The organism is Rhizobium sp. P1_E6, from assembly GCF_056405875.1.
The window spans coordinates 50,831-70,143 of sequence record NZ_JBFUBG010000011.1 but is presented as its reverse complement, the minus strand read 5'-3'; the positions used below and the strand labels follow the sequence as shown (position 1 = coordinate 70,143).

19 protein-coding genes are annotated in these 19,313 nt (G+C 61.2%); 6 read left to right on the top strand and 13 right to left on the bottom strand.

All coding sequences use genetic code 11. The annotated features are described in order from the left end of the window. Positions 1 to 175: 175 nt before the first annotated feature. Together AC1D35_RS08665 and AC1D35_RS08660 are read right to left on the bottom strand one after the other, a co-directional pair. Positions 176 to 1,531, bottom strand: coding sequence for an extensin-like domain-containing protein (locus tag AC1D35_RS08665; RefSeq protein WP_113307645.1), 1,356 nt, complete (start codon positions 1,529 to 1,531; stop codon positions 176 to 178). Positions 1,532 to 1,732: 201 nt separating this feature from the next. Beyond that, positions 1,733 to 3,301: a peroxidase family protein gene (locus AC1D35_RS08660; protein ID WP_477835151.1), complete on the bottom strand. Its 1,569-nt coding sequence runs from the start codon at positions 3,299 to 3,301 to the stop codon at positions 1,733 to 1,735. Between the two features lie 509 nt (positions 3,302 to 3,810). Between AC1D35_RS08660 and AC1D35_RS08655 the strand changes: the two genes are divergently transcribed. Then, on the top strand, positions 3,811 to 4,194 hold the full coding sequence (locus AC1D35_RS08655) for a DUF4440 domain-containing protein (RefSeq protein WP_113307644.1): 384 nt from the start codon (positions 3,811 to 3,813) through the stop codon (positions 4,192 to 4,194). Between the two features lie 34 nt (positions 4,195 to 4,228). On the opposite strand, the gene AC1D35_RS08650 is transcribed toward AC1D35_RS08655, so the two are convergent. The 3 genes from AC1D35_RS08650 to AC1D35_RS08640 all read right to left on the bottom strand — a co-directional run bounded on the left by AC1D35_RS08650 (position 4,229) and on the right by AC1D35_RS08640 (position 7,159). Continuing rightward, a complete protein-coding gene (locus AC1D35_RS08650) occupies positions 4,229 to 4,558 on the bottom strand; it encodes a hypothetical protein (RefSeq protein WP_113307643.1) in 330 nt (109 codons plus the stop codon). Beyond that, positions 4,555 to 4,980: a hypothetical protein gene (locus AC1D35_RS08645; protein WP_162805032.1), complete on the bottom strand. Its 426-nt coding sequence runs from the start codon at positions 4,978 to 4,980 to the stop codon at positions 4,555 to 4,557. The genes AC1D35_RS08650 and AC1D35_RS08645 overlap by 4 nt, the downstream gene beginning before the upstream one ends. A 358-nt stretch (positions 4,981 to 5,338) precedes the next feature. Then, a complete protein-coding gene (locus AC1D35_RS08640; protein ID WP_113307641.1) occupies positions 5,339 to 7,159 on the bottom strand; it encodes a methyl-accepting chemotaxis protein in 1,821 nt (606 codons plus the stop codon). 298 nt (positions 7,160 to 7,457) lie between these two features. Between AC1D35_RS08640 and AC1D35_RS08635 the strand changes: the two genes are divergently transcribed. The 3 genes from AC1D35_RS08635 to AC1D35_RS08625 all read left to right on the top strand — a co-directional run bounded on the left by AC1D35_RS08635 (position 7,458) and on the right by AC1D35_RS08625 (position 9,066). Continuing rightward, positions 7,458 to 7,844 (top strand): acyl-CoA thioesterase, encoded by a 387-nt coding sequence (locus AC1D35_RS08635; protein ID WP_113301523.1) that lies wholly within the window; start codon positions 7,458 to 7,460, stop codon positions 7,842 to 7,844. 4 nt (positions 7,845 to 7,848) lie between these two features. Then, positions 7,849 to 8,433 carry a hypothetical protein gene (locus AC1D35_RS08630; protein WP_113307640.1) on the top strand — a complete coding sequence of 195 codons (585 nt, stop codon included), beginning with the start codon at positions 7,849 to 7,851 and terminating at the stop codon, positions 8,431 to 8,433. A gap of 138 nt (positions 8,434 to 8,571) precedes the next feature. Continuing rightward, entirely contained in the window at positions 8,572 to 9,066 is a 495-nt protein-coding gene (locus AC1D35_RS08625) for a hypothetical protein (RefSeq protein ID WP_477938518.1), read from the top strand. Between the two features lie 90 nt (positions 9,067 to 9,156). Here AC1D35_RS08625 and AC1D35_RS08620 read toward each other — a convergent pair whose 3' ends face one another. The 8 genes from AC1D35_RS08620 to AC1D35_RS08585 form a co-directional block, all read right to left on the bottom strand. Then, positions 9,157 to 10,329 (bottom strand): DUF1501 domain-containing protein, encoded by a 1,173-nt coding sequence (locus tag AC1D35_RS08620; protein ID WP_113507735.1) that lies wholly within the window; start codon positions 10,327 to 10,329, stop codon positions 9,157 to 9,159. 110 nt (positions 10,330 to 10,439) lie between these two features. Beyond that, positions 10,440 to 11,969, bottom strand: coding sequence for a DUF1800 domain-containing protein (locus AC1D35_RS08615; RefSeq protein WP_477938517.1), 1,530 nt, complete (start codon positions 11,967 to 11,969; stop codon positions 10,440 to 10,442). Positions 11,970 to 12,089: 120 nt separating this feature from the next. After that, on the bottom strand, positions 12,090 to 12,443 hold the full coding sequence (locus tag AC1D35_RS08610) for a DMT family protein (RefSeq protein WP_113301528.1): 354 nt from the start codon (positions 12,441 to 12,443) through the stop codon (positions 12,090 to 12,092). An 81-nt stretch (positions 12,444 to 12,524) separates the two neighbouring features. After that, positions 12,525 to 13,712, bottom strand: coding sequence for a GGDEF domain-containing protein (locus AC1D35_RS08605; RefSeq protein ID WP_113507737.1), 1,188 nt, complete (start codon positions 13,710 to 13,712; stop codon positions 12,525 to 12,527). A 200-nt stretch (positions 13,713 to 13,912) separates the two neighbouring features. Then, complete coding sequence (locus tag AC1D35_RS08600; RefSeq protein ID WP_113312285.1) at positions 13,913 to 15,166, bottom strand: MFS transporter; 1,254 nt, start codon at positions 15,164 to 15,166, stop codon at positions 13,913 to 13,915. Between the two features lie 182 nt (positions 15,167 to 15,348). Beyond that, the gene (locus AC1D35_RS08595; protein WP_162748669.1) at positions 15,349 to 15,939 is read right to left on the bottom strand and encodes a hypothetical protein; all 591 of its coding nucleotides are present in this window, start codon (positions 15,937 to 15,939) and stop codon (positions 15,349 to 15,351) included. A gap of 175 nt (positions 15,940 to 16,114) precedes the next feature. Continuing rightward, positions 16,115 to 16,396, bottom strand: a complete 282-nt coding sequence (locus AC1D35_RS08590) for a hypothetical protein (protein WP_113301532.1) — start codon at positions 16,394 to 16,396, stop codon at positions 16,115 to 16,117. Beyond that, the gene (locus AC1D35_RS08585) at positions 16,393 to 17,175 is read right to left on the bottom strand and encodes a DUF899 domain-containing protein (RefSeq protein ID WP_113312287.1); all 783 of its coding nucleotides are present in this window, start codon (positions 17,173 to 17,175) and stop codon (positions 16,393 to 16,395) included. Before AC1D35_RS08585 ends, AC1D35_RS08590 begins: the two co-directional genes overlap by 4 nt. 118 nt (positions 17,176 to 17,293) lie before the next feature. Here AC1D35_RS08585 and AC1D35_RS08580 point away from each other — a divergent pair, with 118 nt between their 5' ends. Both AC1D35_RS08580 and AC1D35_RS08575 read left to right on the top strand, forming a co-directional pair. Then, positions 17,294 to 18,514 (top strand): helix-turn-helix domain-containing protein, encoded by a 1,221-nt coding sequence (locus AC1D35_RS08580; RefSeq protein WP_477852141.1) that lies wholly within the window; start codon positions 17,294 to 17,296, stop codon positions 18,512 to 18,514. A gap of 30 nt (positions 18,515 to 18,544) precedes the next feature. Next, positions 18,545 to 19,177, top strand: a complete 633-nt coding sequence (locus AC1D35_RS08575; protein ID WP_477938516.1) for a Vgb family protein — start codon at positions 18,545 to 18,547, stop codon at positions 19,175 to 19,177. The last annotated feature ends 136 nt before the right edge of the window (positions 19,178 to 19,313 follow it).

Genomic DNA, 19,313 nt, shown 5'->3' with positions numbered 1-19,313 from the left:
GCAATCTGACCGCTTGTGCCGTCGTCTGCAAGGGCTTGCGAGAGCGCTTTAATTTCGAAGGGCTTCTGTCAGTCGAACCAATTTTCGATGTCGCGCAAATCTTCTCAAGGACGCGCAAGCTGTCGCCGCGATCTCGGCACCATCGAGGTCACGCAGACCTTTTCCTGATGTCAGCCTATTTGCAGACACCTCTTCCGCTTCTGCGCGACATGAGGTCGAAGTGGAAATGGTTCCAATGCTCCGGATTGTAACCCGGGCCAAGAACCGTGTTGAAATATTTGCAGCTGTCGCTGCGCACGGCCTTGAGCAGCCGCCCTTCGCGGAAGGAGAACAGGCCCTTCTTGCGCACGTCGATCTCGTGGCCGTCCTTCAGCACGAACTTGCCGACATCGATGGCGTTGCCTTTGGCATGTTCCGAAATCGGATTGTATCGCTGGCGGCTGTTATTCATGCGCCGGCAGGAATAGCCGCCGAGCGGCTGGATGGTCTTGATACCGGTCCAGTAACGGAAGCGGGCCGAGGGGGCGAGTTCGTTCTTCACCCATTTGGCAAAGGCGAGTGTCACCTGGCAGTTCAGGACCACCGCCGGCTTGACGCCGATATTGCCCGAGAGGCCCTTCAGCGACACCGGATAGGGCACCTGGCAGGAAGGCCCGTTGGAAATCGGCGGGCGATCCTCGAAGATCACGCCCATGCGCTTCAGCTCACGCCGGCATGACAATTCGGAAGACGGCATGACGCCGGGATCGACGGGCGCTGCCGGCTCGCTCATCATCGGATTGTTCGGCCGCAGCATGGCGACTTCTTCCGGCTCGTCCTCTTCGGGCACGCGCGTCGGGGCGAGAACCGGGCTGCCGTCATTCCATGTCTGCGCGCGGTTGCCCTGTACAGCGCGCATCGGCGCGCGGTTCATTTGCGCGGCGGCAACCGGCTGCGGCATGTTCCGCTGATTGAGCTGGGTGGGATTTTCCGTGCCGATGCCGTCGACGACAGGCTCGGTGGCATTGCCCTCGGCGATCTGCTGCTGTTGCTCCTGCGCCAGGCCGACGACCGGCTGATTGCCTGGCCCGGCACCGAGCTCCTCATCCATGTTGACACCGCCCTGGGGAACGGCGAGCGGCTGCACGCCTCCCCAGTTGCCGTTAGATGCCTGTTGCGGGCTCTGTTGCGCCATGGCTTCATCGCTGTCGATCATCGGCAGGCGCCGCTGCCCCTGCTGTGTCATGCCTAAGGGCTGGGATTGCTGCGCCGGAGAGCGCATCTGCTGGCCTGAGCCAGCAAGGTTCGGCGTATCGAGATAGTCGATCTGCCCCTGCGTATTGCCGACAGGCGCTCTCGCGACGGGATAGGGTTGCTGGCTCTGGACCGGCGCCATGCGCACCGCGCCGTGCGCCGGCGTAATGGAACTGACGCGCGTGCTGCTATCGACATTCTCGGGCGGCACCAGCCCATCGCTGATCGAACAGGTCGTCAACGCCGTGGAAAGCAGGACTGGCAGGGCGATACGCCGGAGAAGGGAGATAAACGCCATACTTATCGCTTCCGCATGCGGTTTGTGATCGGAAAACCTCGATTCAAATTTAATTAAAAACGGTGAATGAAAGCTTTACGTGTGGAGGATGACCGATCAGGAGCGTTCGCACTCGTCAGAGAGGTATCTGCATGCCGGTAGGAATGATGGCGGCGTATCCCGTAGCGCAAGCCTTGCTTTGGGCAGCGCCGCCACCCAAGCCTACCCGTTCGTGAAATTGATCAGATCCGCAATCGTGAAATGCCCCCTCTCCTTACCCGGCAATGTCGGCCGCCATTTCGGCCATTGCGCCAGGAAGGAATGGCGATCTTCCGCGATGAGGCCGGCGATGACCTCGGCGATGATCGTGCCGCCGACGGGTCCGAGATGCTTGCTGTCGGCTGCTATCTCCGCCTCGCGCAGGATATAGAACCACAGCGGCGCATTGCCCTCGAAGATACCGGGATTCTGTCTCAGCACCTTGCCGCGCGCCGCTTTCACATCGGCATCCTCGCTGTCGAAAAGTTGCTTGTCCGTCAGCGCCTCCATTTCCATGTGCCGCGCGACCGCCTGCCCCGACGGCAGGCCAAGCCGCCAACCGCGAAGCAGGTTGAGAGCCGCAAGCGCCCTGCGGATCTTGATCGGCTCCTGCTGGTGATCGGGCAGGCTTGTCAGCGGATCGACCAGCAGCGTATCGATCTTGTAGGAGGGCTGCGGCAGCACGGCGCCTGGAGGCGGCGGTCCATCGGGCGTGACCCCGTCGAAGAAGAAGGACCAGTCGATCGCCCAGAAGCCGGGCAACTCGCGAAAACCGTTCAAATTCGCCAGCGGATGCTGCGCCACATCCATCAGCGAGAAGATCGGAATACGATTGAACGTCGCCTGCTTGCCGTTGAACGGCTGCTGCACGGGATTAGGCGCCTTGACGATCCTGTTCAGGGAGTAGCTCGGCCGCACCATGGAATGACCGTAGCGATAAGCGGCAACCGAGAATTCGACAGGGATGAAAGCGTAGCGGCCCTGCGGATTGTAGAAGCGGATATTGGGCTTTTCGCCCTTGCCGACGATGACGCGCTCATATGTCTCCCGGCCGATGATACGCCGCAGAAAATCATGCAGCACGATCCACTGATAGTGCCAGCGCACCGTCTGCTGACAGAGCTCGAAATCACGAGTGCCGAGCGTATCGACCACCTTGTTGTGGAACCTCAGGAAGGTGGTGTGGAGCTGCGAGACGATGACATTCTCGTCGTTGCGCTTGTCGCCGAGCAGCGCACGGCGGATCTTTGCGGTGTTTCGCGGCAGGTCGGGACGCTTCTTCCGCGCCTGGTCGAAATCCTTGTCGTCCCCGAGCAGCATGTGCAACTGGTCCTCCTCATAGAGGAAAGGCTGGTCCGACGGTCCCGAGCCATAGACCGAATCGAGATCCAGGCGCGGCGTGCGAAAGTCCTGCAAGGCATCGGGGTCGTTGAAGCGATCGAGCGATGAGGCCGGATCGAAGGTAATGTCGTGATCGAGAAACTGGCCGAAATAGGTAAAGCCGGCCGGAATGGTTGGGTTCTCGTCTTCCGGCTCTTTCTCGTTGAGCGCCACATCGACAGGCTCGTGCTTCTCGATCTTCTCTGCGAACTCCCCCTGAAACATCGTCTTTGCGAGATCGACGAGCGCGTCCTCGGTATAGGCGGCGGACGGCAGGTTGCGGAACATGCGCCCGAACCTCTGGTCGCGAACGCTCGATTGCGCGACGTTATCCATGCCCCTCACGGGCGAACCATGCTTGCTCTGGGCCATTTCGGGCMTCCCTCGGTTACAAAGCTGGAATGCGATGGCGAAAATCTAGGTTTCCGTATGCACGTTGGCAGCGATGAGATTGAGTGGCAGCGGCTGGATGCGGATGTGTGCAGGCGGCGGATAGTCATTCGCCGACCAAAAATTGCGGGAAATAGACAACGGCCGCAGCAAGGCGGCCGTGACAATGGTCTCGGATATGTATGGGATGCGGAGAAGTGTACTGGCTTTTATGTCGGTAGCAATCGCTGCCCTGATATCTCGCCTCTCAAGTACAACTTAGATTAAGCATATCGGCAGGGTGTTTGCAATGATATTCTCCTTGTACTTGAATATATGACTCCTGATAAATCATTTTGCTCAGTATGTTATTCGCGAAATCGTCAAATTTCACAGGCAAGGCCTTCCGATGACTGCAACTATCGAACGATCAGGAAAGTGTCAGCGCCGGCAGCAGTTGCAGCCTCATGCTCCCGTCGCCGGGTTGTCGGCAAATCTTGGGAAGAGATGAGATGAGCACCATCGAACCCGGCATTGACGAGATCCGCGCCCGCGAAGAAGCCCTGCACCGCCGGGATGTCCGCCATTCCAGTGATGCGCTCGAAGAGCTGCTCGCCGAGGGTTTCCACGAGTTTGGATCGTCGGGTCGGGTCTACAGCCGCGATGTCGTGATCGAGTTCCTGCTGCAGGAACAAGACAGCGCCGAGGACGGGGAGCTGCAGTCCGCCGACTACGCGCTGACACCGATTTCAGCCGATGCGGTGCTGTTGACCTACCGCACATGGCGCAGGCAGGCGGACGGATCAGAACGGCATGTGCTGCGCAGCTCCATCTGGAAACATGACGGAGGAAGATGGCAGCTGCTCTTTCATCAGGGCACGCCGACGCGGGCGTAGGCGGAAGGTTTTTTGAGAACGGCTGCAGACAGCCTCAAATCAGCGGGAAACCAATCGCCCCGTTTACAACCTGCGCGACTGCGCCAAGCGCAGCATCAATAGCTCGTTGCGCCGTGATGAGGCCGATTCCCTCAATGGTCAGAAACACAGCGCGAGCTGCATTCTTATGCATCTCCAGAAGCACACTGGCCTCTGCCTTCGACACCTGCCCGGTCACGTAGAGCTTGGTGATCTGCGCGAGCGTCTGCGCCAGCTTCTTGGCTTCGCCTTTCGCATATTCCTTCACGGTGGCCCAACCGTCTTTCAGGATACCCTTGAACGCCTCAAGAATGGATCTGCCGAGTCCGGCGACGTCGAGGCTCATGATGCTCCTCCTCCGAGCTTCTTCTTTTCCAGCTCCAGTTTCAGTATTGCGCCGAATTCGATATCGAACAGCGATTTGATTGGCCCGACGAAAACCGGGTTGAAGGCGGAGCTGCCGCGATCGGCCGCTTCCACTGTCGCGCCATATTCAACCCGACAACTAACGCTGACATCGATACCGTTGGTCTGAACCGTATGCTTCTGCGCATCCGTCAGCGGCGCCGTCACGCAGCCTTTGTGCAGCAGCGTCATGTAAGCGAAATTCTCCTTGATGAGCTTGACCTGCTCGACCGTCAGGCTGTTCGCATTGATCGACTCCGTCCTGATCTCCAGGGAGTCGAGATCGACCGCCGCCTTCTGATAGAAATGCTGATTGGCAGAGAAGTAACGATCGCTGCGCGAAGGCGACGAACTCATCTTCACCAGAAAAGTGTCGATGTCTTTCTGGAGTTGCGTGGCCGCAGCGTCCGTCTGTTCGTCATAAGACGATATCGTCGATATACACGAAGAAAGTGGAAATGTAATGAAAACGACGGCAAGACTTCTTAGAAGAAAGCCCATCATAAACACCAAAAACCGAACCAGATGAAACGCAATAAAACTTTAAATTTCACTTAAAGTAAAGTGCAATCATATACTGACGCAAAGCGAATTTGTGTCCAAAAAAACCTTGCGCATTGCGCCGATATGACCCCGATATTTTGACTGGAATTTCCTTGCGACAAAAGAAACGGGCCACAGCGAATAACACTGTGGCCCGATCGTTACGCCGCCCGGGTCCTTAAGCAGCCCGCTCGTACCGAGCACCCTGCGCTGCCTGCCCTCGCAACCGGAACTTCGACAAGAGCGACCGCAGCTGCTGGCTCTCTTCCGCCAGCGTCTGGCTCGCAGCCGTCGTCTCCTCGACCATCGCGGCATTCTGCTGGGTCATCTGGTCCATGTGGTTGACGGAAGTGTTGATCTCATGCAGCCCCGTCGCCTGTTCCCGGGCCGCGGTGGCAATCGAGTCGACATGGGCGTTGACGCGGTTGACGAGCGCCTCGATCTCGACCAATGCATCGCCGGTGGAGCGCACCAGCGCCACGCCACCCTGGACTTCCGTTGCCGAGCTCGAAATCAGCGCCTTGATCTCCTTGGCCGCATTGGCCGAGCGCTGCGCCAGTTCGCGCACTTCCTGAGCCACGACTGCAAAACCGCGACCGGCTTCACCGGCACGTGCGGCCTCGACGCCGGCGTTCAGCGCCAGGAGGTTGGTCTGGAAGGCGATCTCATCGATAACACCGATGATCTGGTTGATGCGGCTCGAACTATCCTCGATGCGGCTCATGGCCGAGACGGCGTTGCGGACGATCTCGCCGGATTTGCCCGCGCTCGTCTTGGTTTCCGCCACCATATTGCGAGCCTCGTTGGCGCGTTCGGAGGCGGTGCGAACCGTCGCGGTGATCTCGTCGAGGGCGGCTGCGGTCTCTTCGAGTGCTGCAGCCTGCTGTTCGGTGCGCTTGGAAAGATTACCGGTCGCCTGGCTGATATCCCGGGCGCTGTCATTGACGATGTGGCTCGATTCCGCGATCGCGTTGATGACGCCGTTCAACGCATCGACCGCAGCATTGAAGTCGCTGCGAAGCTTGGCATAATCCTGGCCAATATCGTCGATCGCAACGGTCAGGTCGCCGGCAGCAAGCCGTTCCAGCCCGGCGCCGAGCGCCTGCATCGCCGCAGTCTGGCGTTCGGAGGATGAGCGCAGGCTCGCCTCGTTGCCGCGACGTTCGCCCTCGATCTCCTGCTGGCGCTCGTCCTCGCGAACCCGAAGCTCGGCACGCTCGGCGACGGAATCGCGCAGCACGATCAGCGATTTCGCCATCTGGCCGATCTCGTCGCGCCGGTCGGCATCGGTGATATTGACCGAGGCATCCTCATCGGCAATTGCATTCATCGCCGTCTTCAGCCGGGCAACCGGCGAGGTAACGCTGCGCACGATTGCATAGGCGATGGAGAGCGTAGCGATGGCGCCGAGCAGGCAGAGCGCCGCAGCCCATATCGCATTCTGGCGGTAAAGAGCAGCAAGGTCGTCTGCATAGACGCCGGTGCCGACGATCCAGCCCCAGGGCGCAAAGCCCGCCACATGCGAATATTTCAGGACCGGCTGATCGGCGCCCGGCTTCGGCCAGTAATAATCGACGAAGCCCTGCCCGCTCGCCTTCACCGTATTGACGAATTCGACGAACAGGAACTTACCGTTCGGATCCTTGTTCTGCGACAGATCCGTGCCGTTGAGCTCAGGCTTGACCGGGTGCATCACCATGGTCGGATGCATGTCGTTGATCCAGAAATAGCCGGTGCCGCCGCCGTAGCGCATGGAAGCCATCACTTCCTTGGCAGCAGACTGCGCCTGCTCGCGGGTCATCGTGCCCGCCTGCTCCAGCTTGTAATATTTGTCGAAGATCGCAAGCGCCGTGGCGTCCATCTGCGCCAGACCGGCTTTGCGCTCGGCCTCGAGCTGGCGATAGGAATAGTTGAGGAAGAAGATCATCGTTGCGGCCAGCACGGCAAGCGCGAAGGCGACGAGGCTGTAGAGGCGGGTTGAAATCCTGATGTTGCGCATGGGGTTCCGGCGGCTCTCATATGTGACAATGAGCAGATACTGATGGAGGCCGCTTACCGGACGGTAAAGCTTGATTAGAATATGACGAAATAACGTAACGTGAGGCAATCAGGCGCAGCACCAACCTTAGATCAAGCACTTGAATTCGAACCAAATTTTAACGGCTGGGAATTTTGCGCAGCCGGCGGATATTTTTTGCGGGGCCGCCCGGAACAGCCGGTTTTGCGGGCCTTCGCACCGCCCGGCCTTTGCATTAGGGTGATTCCAAATGAATCACCGGCCAGATGAGGAGCCCTTGATGACCGATGCCGCCAAGCCGACAGGCGAACTGACCTTGCGTACGCTCGCCATGCCCGGAGACGCCAATCCGGCCGGCGATATCTTCGGTGGCTGGGTCATGGCGCAGATGGACCTTGCAAGCGGCATCCGCGCCGCCGAGCGCGCCAGGGGTCGTGTGGTGACGGCCGCGGTCAAGGAAATGGCCTTCGAACTGCCGGTCAAGATCGGCGATACGCTGTCGATCTATACCGAGGTGGAGCGGGTCGGCCGCACCTCCATCACGCTGCGCGTGGAAGCCTGGGCGCACCGCTCGCGCTATAACCAGCAGGAAAAGGTCACCGCCGGCACCTTCATCATGGTGGCGCTCGACGAAGACGGAACACCCAAGGTCGTCCCGCAGGAGTGACATCATGCAGGCGGCGGCGACACCGGAGGTTTACGTCTACATCCGCACCGTGATGTCGATGGTCATCGGCCTCTCGCTCGCCCGCCTGCTGACCGGCCTCGGCGGCATCGTGCAGTCGCCCGGCAAGTTCAGGGTCTACTGGGTGCATCTCGGCTGGGTCGCCTCGATGTTCCTGTTCATCATCCATTTCTGGTGGTGGGAATATCGGCTGCAGTCGCTCGCCGTCATCTCCTTCGGCGTCTACCTCTTCCTCATCAGCTTCTGCTGCCTGTTCTTCTTCCTCTGCGTGCTGATCTTCCCGACGACGATCGAGGATTACGGCGGCTACGAGGAATATTTCATCTCACGGCGCAGATGGTTTTTCGGCATGCTGGCCGTGACCTATGCGGTCGATTTTCTGGATACGCTGCTGAAGGGGAAAGCCTATCTGGCAGCACTCGGGTGGGAATATCCGCTGAGGAATGCCCTCTATATCGTCCTTTGTATTGTCGCGGCGTGGACGGCGAACCGGCGGTTTCATGCGGTGTTTGTCAGCGCGGGACTCATCTATCAGATCACCTGGATTTTCAGGCTTTACGATTTGATTTGAGGAAAAAAGCCCCTCCCCCTTGCGGGGCGGGATTTGGGGCAGGATCTTCAAAAACAATGCCGCCCCTCGACCAGCTTCGCGCAAGTACAGGCAAGCATTGTCCGGCGCATCAGGATGATCCGGATCAGGAGACTACCCATGCGCATCGATGGAAGCACGCCAAGCTATTCCGCGTTTTCGACCCAGAAGAAGGGCGCAGCCGGCGGTTCGGCTTTCGCCGCCAGCCTCGACGATATCGGCCAGCCGGTCGATCAGGATACGTCCGAGGGCGAAGAAGAAGGCGGCTCCTACGRTTTCACCCACATGACGCCAGCCGAAATGCGCGATCTCACCGGCGATCTCTATGATTCCGGCGATCTCGACCTCGCACAGGTCCTTCAACTGCAACTGTCCGGCGTGCCGCTCGGCAAGGTCGGGCCGAACGGGACTCTCATCCCCTTCTCGGACGCTGAAAAATCCGCCTACGACAATACCTCGCGGGATTTCCTCGGCATTGCCAGTAACGCCGTCGACAAGATCGAAACTCAAGGCCGAGCCAGCGACCCGACTTCGGGCTATCAGAGCTGGCAGGGCATTCTTTCCGTGCTGAATAGCCTTCAGGTCAATGGCGGGGCAGAGGATGAGGCGATCTGACCGGTCGGCTTTTCAGCTTCCCGGTGTAATTTGAGAGGGATTGGCGCGCCTACCCTCTCACTTTGCGTTCCAGCTTCAGGGTGAGAGCGCTCAAGCCCGCAAAAACTGCGATCCCTTGTCGAAACTCAGCCCCGGGAAAATCTTCCCCGTCAGATCCTCCGCCGACACATCGAACTGCCGGTAGAGCATCGCCGCAGCAAGCTCGCGCACATCCGCCGTCGGCATCAGGTCGCGGTCGTCGAGCAGACTGCCGTCTGCGAGCCCCGGCCATTTGCCGAGAATCCTGCCGCCATCGATCGCACCACCAGCCAGCACTGCACAGCCGCCTGTGCCGTGATCCGTGCCGCCGGACCCATTCTCGCGCACCGTGCGGCCGAACTCCGTCATGGCAAGCACCACCGTCTTCGACCACAGATCGGGACCGAGCGTGACCTTCAGTGTCGTGATCGCCTGCGCCAGATCCTGCACCGGCCGCTTGAACTGACCGAGCTGGCCGACATGCGTGTCCCAGCCGGTGATCGAGAAGCTGGCAATGCGGTAATCGCCTTTCAGCATGTTGCCGGCAAGGGCCGCCACATCGGTGATCTTCTCGCCGCGCTGGCCTGTCGGCTCAGCCATCATGGAGGCGCTGTTGGCCCGCATCGCCTCGTCCATTGCCTTGGCGAAAGCCGGATCGCCGGCATAGAGCCGCATCAGGAATTGCATCTCATCCTTGGCCGGCCCGAGATTGGAGTCCGACGCCCAGACATCGACATTGTTCGGCCCGGTCAGGATCAATTCGGTGGAGGTGTTGACGTCGATCGCCTTCCTCGCATCCGAGCGCGGGATGACGGCCAGCGCCCGGTTCAGCCAGCCGGTCTTTTCCTCTGCCACATGCTCGCCGCCCGATTCCAGCATGTCCTGCCCGTCAAAATGGCTGCGCTGGTCGCGATAGGGCGTGGAGACGGCATGCACGAAGGCAAGCTCCTTCGCCTTCCAGAGCGGCATGAGATCGGCCGCCGCCGGATTGAGCCCGAAATGTCCGTCGAGATCGATGAGCCCCTTGTCCGGCGTCAGCGAGAGCGTCGGCCTGAAGGCCGCAAAGCCGGCATCGCCATAGGGCTGCACCAGCGCGAGCCCGTCCATCGCGCCGCGCAGCACGATCGTCACGAAGCGCTTGTCGCCGGGCATCGCCGCAAAGGTGACGGGCGTGAAAACAGGCGCTGCGGCCAGGCAGCAGGCGGAAGCGAGGAAACCGCGGCGGGAAAGCGTAAACTCTGTCATGACGGGCTCCTAAAGCAATTCCAGCAAAAGTGCTTAAGTGGTTTGCGTCCGGAATTGCGTGAAAAGAGAGAGATAGAGGATGTCCGTATTTTGAAGAAAACGGAGATCCTCTATCGCCGGTTGAATTCGGGAGAAGCGAGAACCAGCGTCAGACCACTGGTCCTGTTCGGCGCCTGCGAGACGACACGGATCGTCTCGTCGCGGGCGGCATCGGCCAGCGTCGCCTTCAGGAATTCGCGCGGATCGACATCCCTGCCGAACTGGGCGCTGGCGCGCCGCGCCCATGACAACCGCTCGGAAAGCTGGCTGGCGGTAATCCAGGCGGAGAAATTCTCCTCGAAGCCGGCCGGGCTCGGCGGCAGCCATGTCGGCTGGCCCATGCGGCGAAGAGCGCCCTGCCCGAGCGAGCGCGCCATCTGGAAAGCCTTGCGACGCTTCATGCGCGCCTCGTCGTCAGGGCTTGGCGGCGCCTGCATCATCGCCTGTCCGTCGGTTGCGGGCRCCGCATCCTTTTTCGGCGTCGCCATCATGTCGTCGCTGTCGGTATCGTCCTGCCGATAGGCCTGCATGAAGGCGGCGACATCGCCGGTGTCAGCACCGCTGTTCAGCGCCCGAAGCCCGGTGACGATATAATCAAAAGGCTGGCGCGCCTTGGCGCCCTCGTCCCGCCAGGCGGCCGGGTGGTTGAGCATGGCGCGGTAGACGGCGGACAGTTCCCCATCCGTTTTCTTCCACGCCTCGCTCATAGCCTGGATCATCTCCTGCGGCGGCTGGTCGGAGATGAAATGCACCGCGAGCTTGCGGCTGATATGCTCGGCCGTTTTCGGATTGACCGCGAGATCGTCGAGCATGGCAAGGTAATCCTTGCGCGTGCGCTTCGCCCCGCCGTAGCTCACACCAAGCACCTCATGTTCGCCAGGCTCGGAGATCTGCGGCCGGAAGGCGGTCTCCATTTCCTCCTGGTCGACTGTCAGCCCGGTCAGCACCATGGCCGCCGAGCGCACGTCGGCTTGCGTGTAACCGCTGCCGGCGCCGAGTGTGTGCAATTCCAGAAGTTCGCGGCCAAGATTTTCGTTCAGCCCCTTGTTGCGCCGCATGCCTCCCTTGGAATCCGGCCCCAGCGACTGCGCCTGATCGAGATAGATCAGCATGGAGGGATGCTCGGTGGCGCTGCGCAGCAACGTCGCGAACTTGCCGCCCATGTAAGGACGGATCGCTTCGGCCTCGTAAAGCGGTACGATCAGCCGCATCGGCAGGCTCTTGTTGGCGCTGGTGGAGAAATGATTGGTCCAGAAAGTCGCCAGCCGTTCGTTGAAACCGTCGGGCGAAAGCACCGATTGCATGAGCCGTGCATTGGCATCCATCTGGAAGAGCATTTGCGCGCGACGCTGCAGGAGCCGCCGCTGCTGCCGGCGGGCGAGATCGTCGCCATCGGCCTGACGGATCTGTCGCAACCGGTCCTGCAGATCGAGGATCGCAGTATGCCGCGCCTCGACACCGCCGACCGGAAAGCCCGGCACGATATCCGCGCCGCGCATCACCTGCCCGATCAGATCATCCTTCGTCTGCGGCGGGGTCTCGCCCGGCCGCAACCCGTAACCGAAACGGATTGCCGCCATCGTCGGAAAAGACAGGCTCATGACCGTTCACCTCCTCATCACCTGATGGTGACAAGGTCTCAGCCAATTGCGACGGCAGGGTGTAGGAAATGCGGCGATTTCCCGACATGGACGATTTGTAATCTGTTGAAATCGTTGGATTCAACCCCGGAAAATGAACGAAGCACCCACCGCAATCAGAGCAAAGCCGATCGCATGGTTCCAGGTCAGGTTCTCACCAAGCCAGAAGACCGAGAAACCCGAGAACACCAGCAGGGTAATCACTTCCTGCATGGTCTTCAGCTGCGCCGTGGAATAGACCGCCGAGCCCATGCGGTTGGCGGGCACTGCAAGGCAATATTCGAAGAAGGCGATGCCCCAGCTGGCGAGGATGGCGAGGAAGATCGCGCTGCCCTTGTGTTTCAGGTGCCCATACCAGGCAAACGTCATGAAGACATTGGAGACAACGAGCATGATCACCGGCCAGAAGGCGGCCGGGTTGAGCGAAAAGGGCATGGGCTGATCCTGTAGCAAATACTGAAATGGGTGGAAACGCACCATTTACCGGAGGTTTCCGGGCAATCAAGACCCGATCGCTCAGCAGCCGTGCTTTTCGGATGCGCGATAAAGACGCGGTCCGGACATGTCGCTGGGGGGCTCGCCTTCGACCATCACCTTGTTGCGTCCTGCCTCCTTGGCGGCATAGAGCGCCTTGTCGGCCCGGGCGATCTGCTCATAGAGGGAATGATCGGCCGAACTGGTGCCGGCGACACCGAAACTTGCGGTGATCTTGCCGTCGAAGCCGATCGCCTTGCGGTCGGCGCCGGCAAAGGCAAGCCGCACCCTGTTGGCGAAATCCGCGCCCGAAACCAGCGGCGTTGCCGGCAGGAAGGCCACGAATTCCTCGCCGCCGAAGCGCGCCGCAAAGCCGCCTTCCGGCAGCCGCAACTGCAGCATCTCGGCAAAGGCCTGGATGACAGTATCACCAGAGCCATGGCCGAAGGTGTCGTTGACCCATTTGAAATTGTCGATGTCGCAGATGATGACAGCGCCTTCGGTGCGCCCGTTGTCGGCCACCATCCTGTCGAAGCCGCGCCGGTTCAGCATACCCGTCAGCGGATCGCGCTCGGCGGCATCGCGGTGCGCGTTGATCATATCGAGTGTGGACGCCGCAAGCGCGGAAAGCGCAAACATCAGAGCGAAAACCGAGGCGCCCACCTGCATGAAGAAGGCATATTGCGAGGCAAGAAAACCATCAGGACCACCATAGGAGGGCGCGATGAAAACCAGGACGGCATTGCGGACGAGGATTTCGGCAACGACGAGGCCGGAGACGCCAAGCAGCACCCGGTCGGCTCCGTGGCGGATGCGGCGCAGGCTCTCGATGATGCCGAAGGTCAGGAGAGCGGCGCAGCCGAGATCGTCGAGCAGCAATTCGGCCGGAATGCTTTCGGCAACCAGCGACGAATAGAGGATGCCCGCATAGGTCACCAGCGTGAAACCAAGGCGCCAGCGCAGATAGGACGGCCGCCCGAAGCGGGCAAGCAGCGCGCCGCCATAGAAGAAGAAAGCCGCAAGAAACAGGGCATCGGCAATCAGCGAGGCATACTGGTCCGTCAGCGCACCCGCCGTCAGCGGCATCAAAAAGGCAACGGCGGCAAAGAGATAACCCGGCCCCCAGAGCTTCGCCTCTCGCGACCCGAACCGGCCGACAATGAGAAACGTGCAGCCGAAGGTCAGCATCATGACCGGTAACAGGAAGGCGAAATTTTCGGTAGAACCCATAAATCCTCGCGGCGGGACGCAATACATGACCGGCGCTCGGGATACGCTAGGACTATGACCTTAAAAAAGGAGAAACCGGCCGGGCCTAGAAAATCGTACCAGAATTAAGCATTCGCGCGGACACACGCCCCAATGAAACAGTCAGCGCGCAAGGAAAGGCCGGCAGCTTTCGCCACCGGCCTTCGTAGCCACGGGCAGCGCTAGATTCTCATCGCGCCACGCGGCTCTTCGGCTTCCTCCATGCCGAAACGCACATCCTTCTTCTCGTGGCCGAACCAGGAGAGCACCGCGACTACGACGGCAACTAGGGCGGCTACTATGACCAACGCGCTAGCGTAGTCACCGTTCCAATGAGACGCCAAACTCGCCTGCATCGTCGCATTGCCCGAGGCCAGCAGATTGCCGAGCTGATAGGCGAAGCCGGGGAATGTGCCGCGCACTTCGTCGGGAGAAAGCTCGTTGAGATGCACGGGCACGATGCCCCAGGCGCCCTGCACGAAGAACTGCATCAGGAAGGCGCCGATCGCGAGCAGCACCGGCCCCGGCGCATAGGCCCAGAGCGGGGCAATGGGCACGGCGATCAGCGCGGCGATGACGATCGCTCGTCTGCGGCCGATGCGCTGCGACAGCGCCCCGAAGAACAGCCCGCCGAGGATGGCGCCGATATTGTAGACGATGGCGATCGCGCCGACTGTATAGCTCGAATAGTTGCGCTGGGTTTCGAGGAAGGTCGGGTAAATATCCTGCGTGCCGTGACTGAAGAAATTGAAGGCGGTCATCAACAGCACCGCCCATATGAAGAGCGGAATGTTTTCGCGCAACACCGTCAGGAACGGCCGACCACCACCCTGCTGCTGGCGTTTCAGGAAGGCCGGGCTCTCTTGAACGCTGCGGCGGATATAGAGCACCAGCAGCGCGGGCAGAACACCGACGAAGAACATGCCGCGCCAGCCGATGACGGGGAAGAGCAGGAAGAACAGCAGCGAAGCAAGCAGATAGCCGGAAGGGTACCCCGCCTGCAGGATACCCGAGACGACGCCGCGGCTTTCCTCCGGCACAGTCTCCATGACGAGCGAGGCGCCAACGCCCCATTCGCCGCCCATGGCGATGCCGTAGAGCGCGCGCAGCACCAGGAACATGGTGAGGCCGGTCGAAAAACCGGTGAGGAATTCGAACAGTGAATAGAGCATCACATTCACCATCAGCGTGATGCGCCGCCCGTATCGGTCTGCCGCAAGCCCGAAGATCAGGGCGCCGAGCGCCCGCATGGCAAGGGTGAGAAAGATCGCCACGGAGACCGTGGGAACGTCGGTGTGAAACTCTTCGGCGATATATTTGAGAACGAAGACGAGAATGAAGAAGTCGAAGGCGTCGAGCGTCCAGCCGAGATAGCTGGCGATGACGGTGTTGCGCTGCTGCGGGGTGAGCGCGCGCAGACTTGCCAATGCGGACATATGCGTTTCCTCCGTCCGAAAGCGGCGGCGAGGCGGGGCAATTCCGGATGCCGTCGGAAGGGGTGCCCAGGATGGGCATTGGCTGCCGGGAGACAGCGAGGCGGAAACGTCAGGGTTATTGACCCGGTTCCATCACGTTGGCGCGATTGGGGATCGTACAAACAGGCAACCAGAAGCCAGATTTACTTCTCCGTTGTGTCATCGTTACCGCCTGGAAGGCCGCTCGCGATCCCATTCCAAGTCCTTGAAATCCAGTTTCCGTCATCGAAAGGTCCGTCAGGCGCAGCACTCCTGCGGAGATCGTAATCAAAGACTTCCAGAACGGTGCCGCTGGTCGATCCAAATTCCGACCTCGCGTATTCCGCATCCCTGAAGCGCCTCTCGACCCGGACAAACCGTTTGTCTTTTGGCCGGAACCAGACATGCATATCAGCCTCGATGGATTTCTGGTGCCACATGCCGCTGTAATGCCAGACGGACTCACCACCCTCCATCTCTTCGGCGATGAACGCGCAGGATGTGTATTTTGGGCCGTTTTCGTCACTGAGAGCCCGCTTCAAGCGGGGATAACGCTCCCAGTCCGCCGCCTCCACCCGCTTGTGATACTCCGTATCCTGATTGAACCGGTGCTCAAATTGAAGCTTGCGCTCGCCATCCGCATCAATATCGTAGAGCTTCTCGCTGTATATCGTGGTCGACCGCGTCGCGGCATAGGCGTCATTCAACTCCGCACAGGACGGGTCCAGTTTTTCCTCCTGGCTGAAAGCCGACACGGAGGCCGTCAAGGCTATCAACAGCCCGCACGAGATCGCAAATCTCCGCAATATTCCGCCCCCAAAACAGCGCCGACATTAACCTGGGCTTCATACGACTTATTCGGGCACACAGGCAATATGCAACGTTTGGTCAAATTTATCCCAAGGCAATGATATGCCGAACCTCCGTCGCCTACGGGCGGCGAAAGCCTCCCTCGCCGCCCATCCACTTGAGCCAAGGCCCGATATGGAACAGGCTCATCAACACATACATCAGCACCATGCCGCTGAAGACCGACGCCCCCTGCATCTGCATGCCGCTCATCGAGCAGATCATCTCGGCCGCCGGCTCACTCGCCGAAAGAACTGCCATCACCGCAAAGACCGGTGCCGCCGCCAGCGACAGCCACCGCGCCATGCCGGACAGGAGCGGGCCGGCGCTGTCGCCGGCCTCCATCTTCGAGGGCGTGCTCATTGCCCTGCCCCATACCGGTCATGATGCCGCCACCAGACACCTTCCTCGTTGCGGCCGAGCGGTGCGCGGTCGAGCCACTGGTACATGCCCCACACGCCATCCAGCCCGCGAGCATAGGAGGAATAGGTGTGGTAGATGTCGCCGCCCTGCATCACGAAGGCGCTGAGGCCCGGACGGTCGCGGATGAAAGTGGTGAAGTCGGTGCCAGTTATCGAGGCGATCAGGTCGGCCGGGCTTTCGCCGCTACTCGGCTTCTGCTGCAGCACATTGGGGATCGGCGGTTCGCGGCGGTAGTTATAGTCGATGCCGCCGCTCTGCTGCTCCTCCGGCGTGAACCAGACATTGAAATCCCGGTTGAAATCGCTGCCATCGGAAGAGGCCCAGTCGAAAGTCCAGCCCATGCGGCGCTTGAACTCCAGAAGCTTCTCAAGCGGCGCGCGCGAGACGGCGCTGAAGGCGACGTCATGATTTTCGAGATGGACCACGACGCCGTTGAAGCCGTCGGCGATCGACGAGCACGAGGGGCAGCCGGCCGTATAGTCCGGGCCGAACATAAAATGATAGACGAGCAGCTGCGAGCGGCCCTTGAAGAGCTCCGAAAGCGACTTCATGCCGGTTTCCGTCTCCAGCCGATAATCCTTCTCGATTTTCACCCAGGGCAGATCCCGGCGCATGCCGGCGATCTCGTCGCTGCGGCGCGTCAGCGCCTTTTCCTGATCCAGCAGCGCAATGCGCGCCTGCAGCCATTCCGCCCGTGTTCCGGTCTTGTGCATCATCATGGGTCTTCTCCTCATTAGCGTTGAAACTTCGGTGCCGGCCGGCCCGTTGCCTGCCGATAGGGAATAAACTAGGTCTTGTTGCCCAAGAGGTGGGAGTTACAAGTGTGACGGGATTCCGATGGACTCGCTGATCGTTGCTGCCGCACAGGCGCTGGCCGCCGGCGATGCGCTGGGCGCGATGAAGCGCGTGGCCCTGCGCGACGACCCGCCGGCGCTCGCCCTGCGCGGCATTGCCATGGCTCAGCTCGGCGATCTCGCCCGCGCCAAGGCGCTGCTGAAGAGTGCGGCCCGCGCCTTCGGCCCGCGGGAGGCGGTGGCGCGCGCCCGCTGCATCGTCGCCGAAGCCGAGATCGCTCTGGTCTCGCGCGATCTCACCTGGCCGGAAAAGGCGCTGGAAGCCGCTCGCCTGACGCTCGCAAGGCGTGGCGACCGCGTCAATGCCGCCCACGCCCGCAATCTGCAGATCCGCCGCCTGCTCCTGATCGGCCATCTGGATGCGGCTGAAAAGCTGCTCGCCGATCTCGACCCCTCACCGCTGCCGCCCGCTGCCCGTGCCGGCCATGAGCTTGCCGTTGCCGGCGTCGCGATCCGCCGGCTGCGCACGGAGCCGGCGAGGCAAGCGCTGGCACGCGCGGCGGAAGCGGCGTCGAAGGCCGATATCCCGGCACTTGCCATCGAGGTGCGCGAGGCGGCAAAGGTGTTGGAAGCGCCCGCCGCCCGGCTGATCGATAGCGGCACGGAGCGCCTTTTGCAGCTTCAGGAAGTCGAGGCGCTGCTTGCCTCCGACACGCTGGTCATCGATGCCTGCCGCAACGTGATACGATCAGGCAGCGAGATCCTGCCGCTGGCAAGCCGCCCGGTGCTCTTCATGCTCGCCCGCACGCTTGCCGAAGCAGCACCATCAGATGTCATCCGTTCCCTTCTGCTGGTCCGCGCCTTCCGCGCCCGCCATGCCGATGAATCCCACCGGGCGCGTCTGCGTGTCGAGATCGGCCGGCTGCGCGCGGCGCTTGCCAACCTTGCCGAGGTGAAGGCGACAAGCGGTGGTTTCATGCTGATCCCGCTCGGCGGCCGTAATGTCGTGGTGCTTGCCCCACCGGTCGAGGAGGAACACGCCCCGTTGCTGGCGCTTCTCGCGGATGGAGAATCCTGGTCCAGCACGGCGCTTTCGATTGCGCTGGGCTTGAGCTCGCGCACCGTGCAGCGGGCGCTGGAAACGCTGGAAGAGGCCGGCAAGGTGCAGTATTTCGGCAATGGCCCGGCGCGGCGCTGGATGATGCCGCCGGTCGTCGGCTTCCCGACAACATTGTTACTCCCCGGTCCGCTGCCGAGCGAATAGCATCTCTCCTGAAACAGAGGATGGAACACCATGAAGACATCACAGGCAGAGATCATCCGCGAATACGGCCCCTTCGAAGGCGCGCGTAATGTCGGCGGCGTCACCTATGACGGCAGCCGGGTCTGGTTCGCCGCCGGTGAAAACCTCCGGGCGCTGGACCCCGAAAGCGGTGCCGAGCTCACCACCATCGACGTCGCCGCTCATGCCGGCACCGCCTTTGACGGCCGCTATCTCTTCCAGATCGCCGAAGACAAGATCCGCAAGATCGACCCCGAAACCGGCACCGTCGTCGCCACCATTCCTGCTCCCGGCAAGGGTGCGGATTCCGGCATGGCCTGGTGCGAGGGCAGCCTCTGGGTCGGCCAGTACCGCGACCGCTGCATCCACGAGATCGATCCAGAAACCGGCACGATCCTGCGCACGATCGAATCCAAGCGCCATGTCACGGGTGTCACCTGGGTCGATGGCGAGCTCTGGCATGYGACCTGGGAGGACGACAAGAGCGACGTGCGCCGGATCGATCCGAAGACGGGTGACGTGCTGGAGCGGCTGGAGATGCCCGAAGGCACAGGTGTTTCCGGGCTGGAGTCCGATGGTGACGGTGTGTTCTACGCCGGCGGCGGCGGCAGCGGCAAGGTGCGGGCGATCCGGCGGCCGCGATGATGGGACGATGTGAGACAAGCGCCTGATTGCGCCTGTCTCATTTGACCGCCGTGGTCCATCCGGACGCACAAGGGACGCTCTAACTCCTCGGATCTGCGCATCAGGCTTTCCGAAAATCGATTCCGATTTTCCTGGC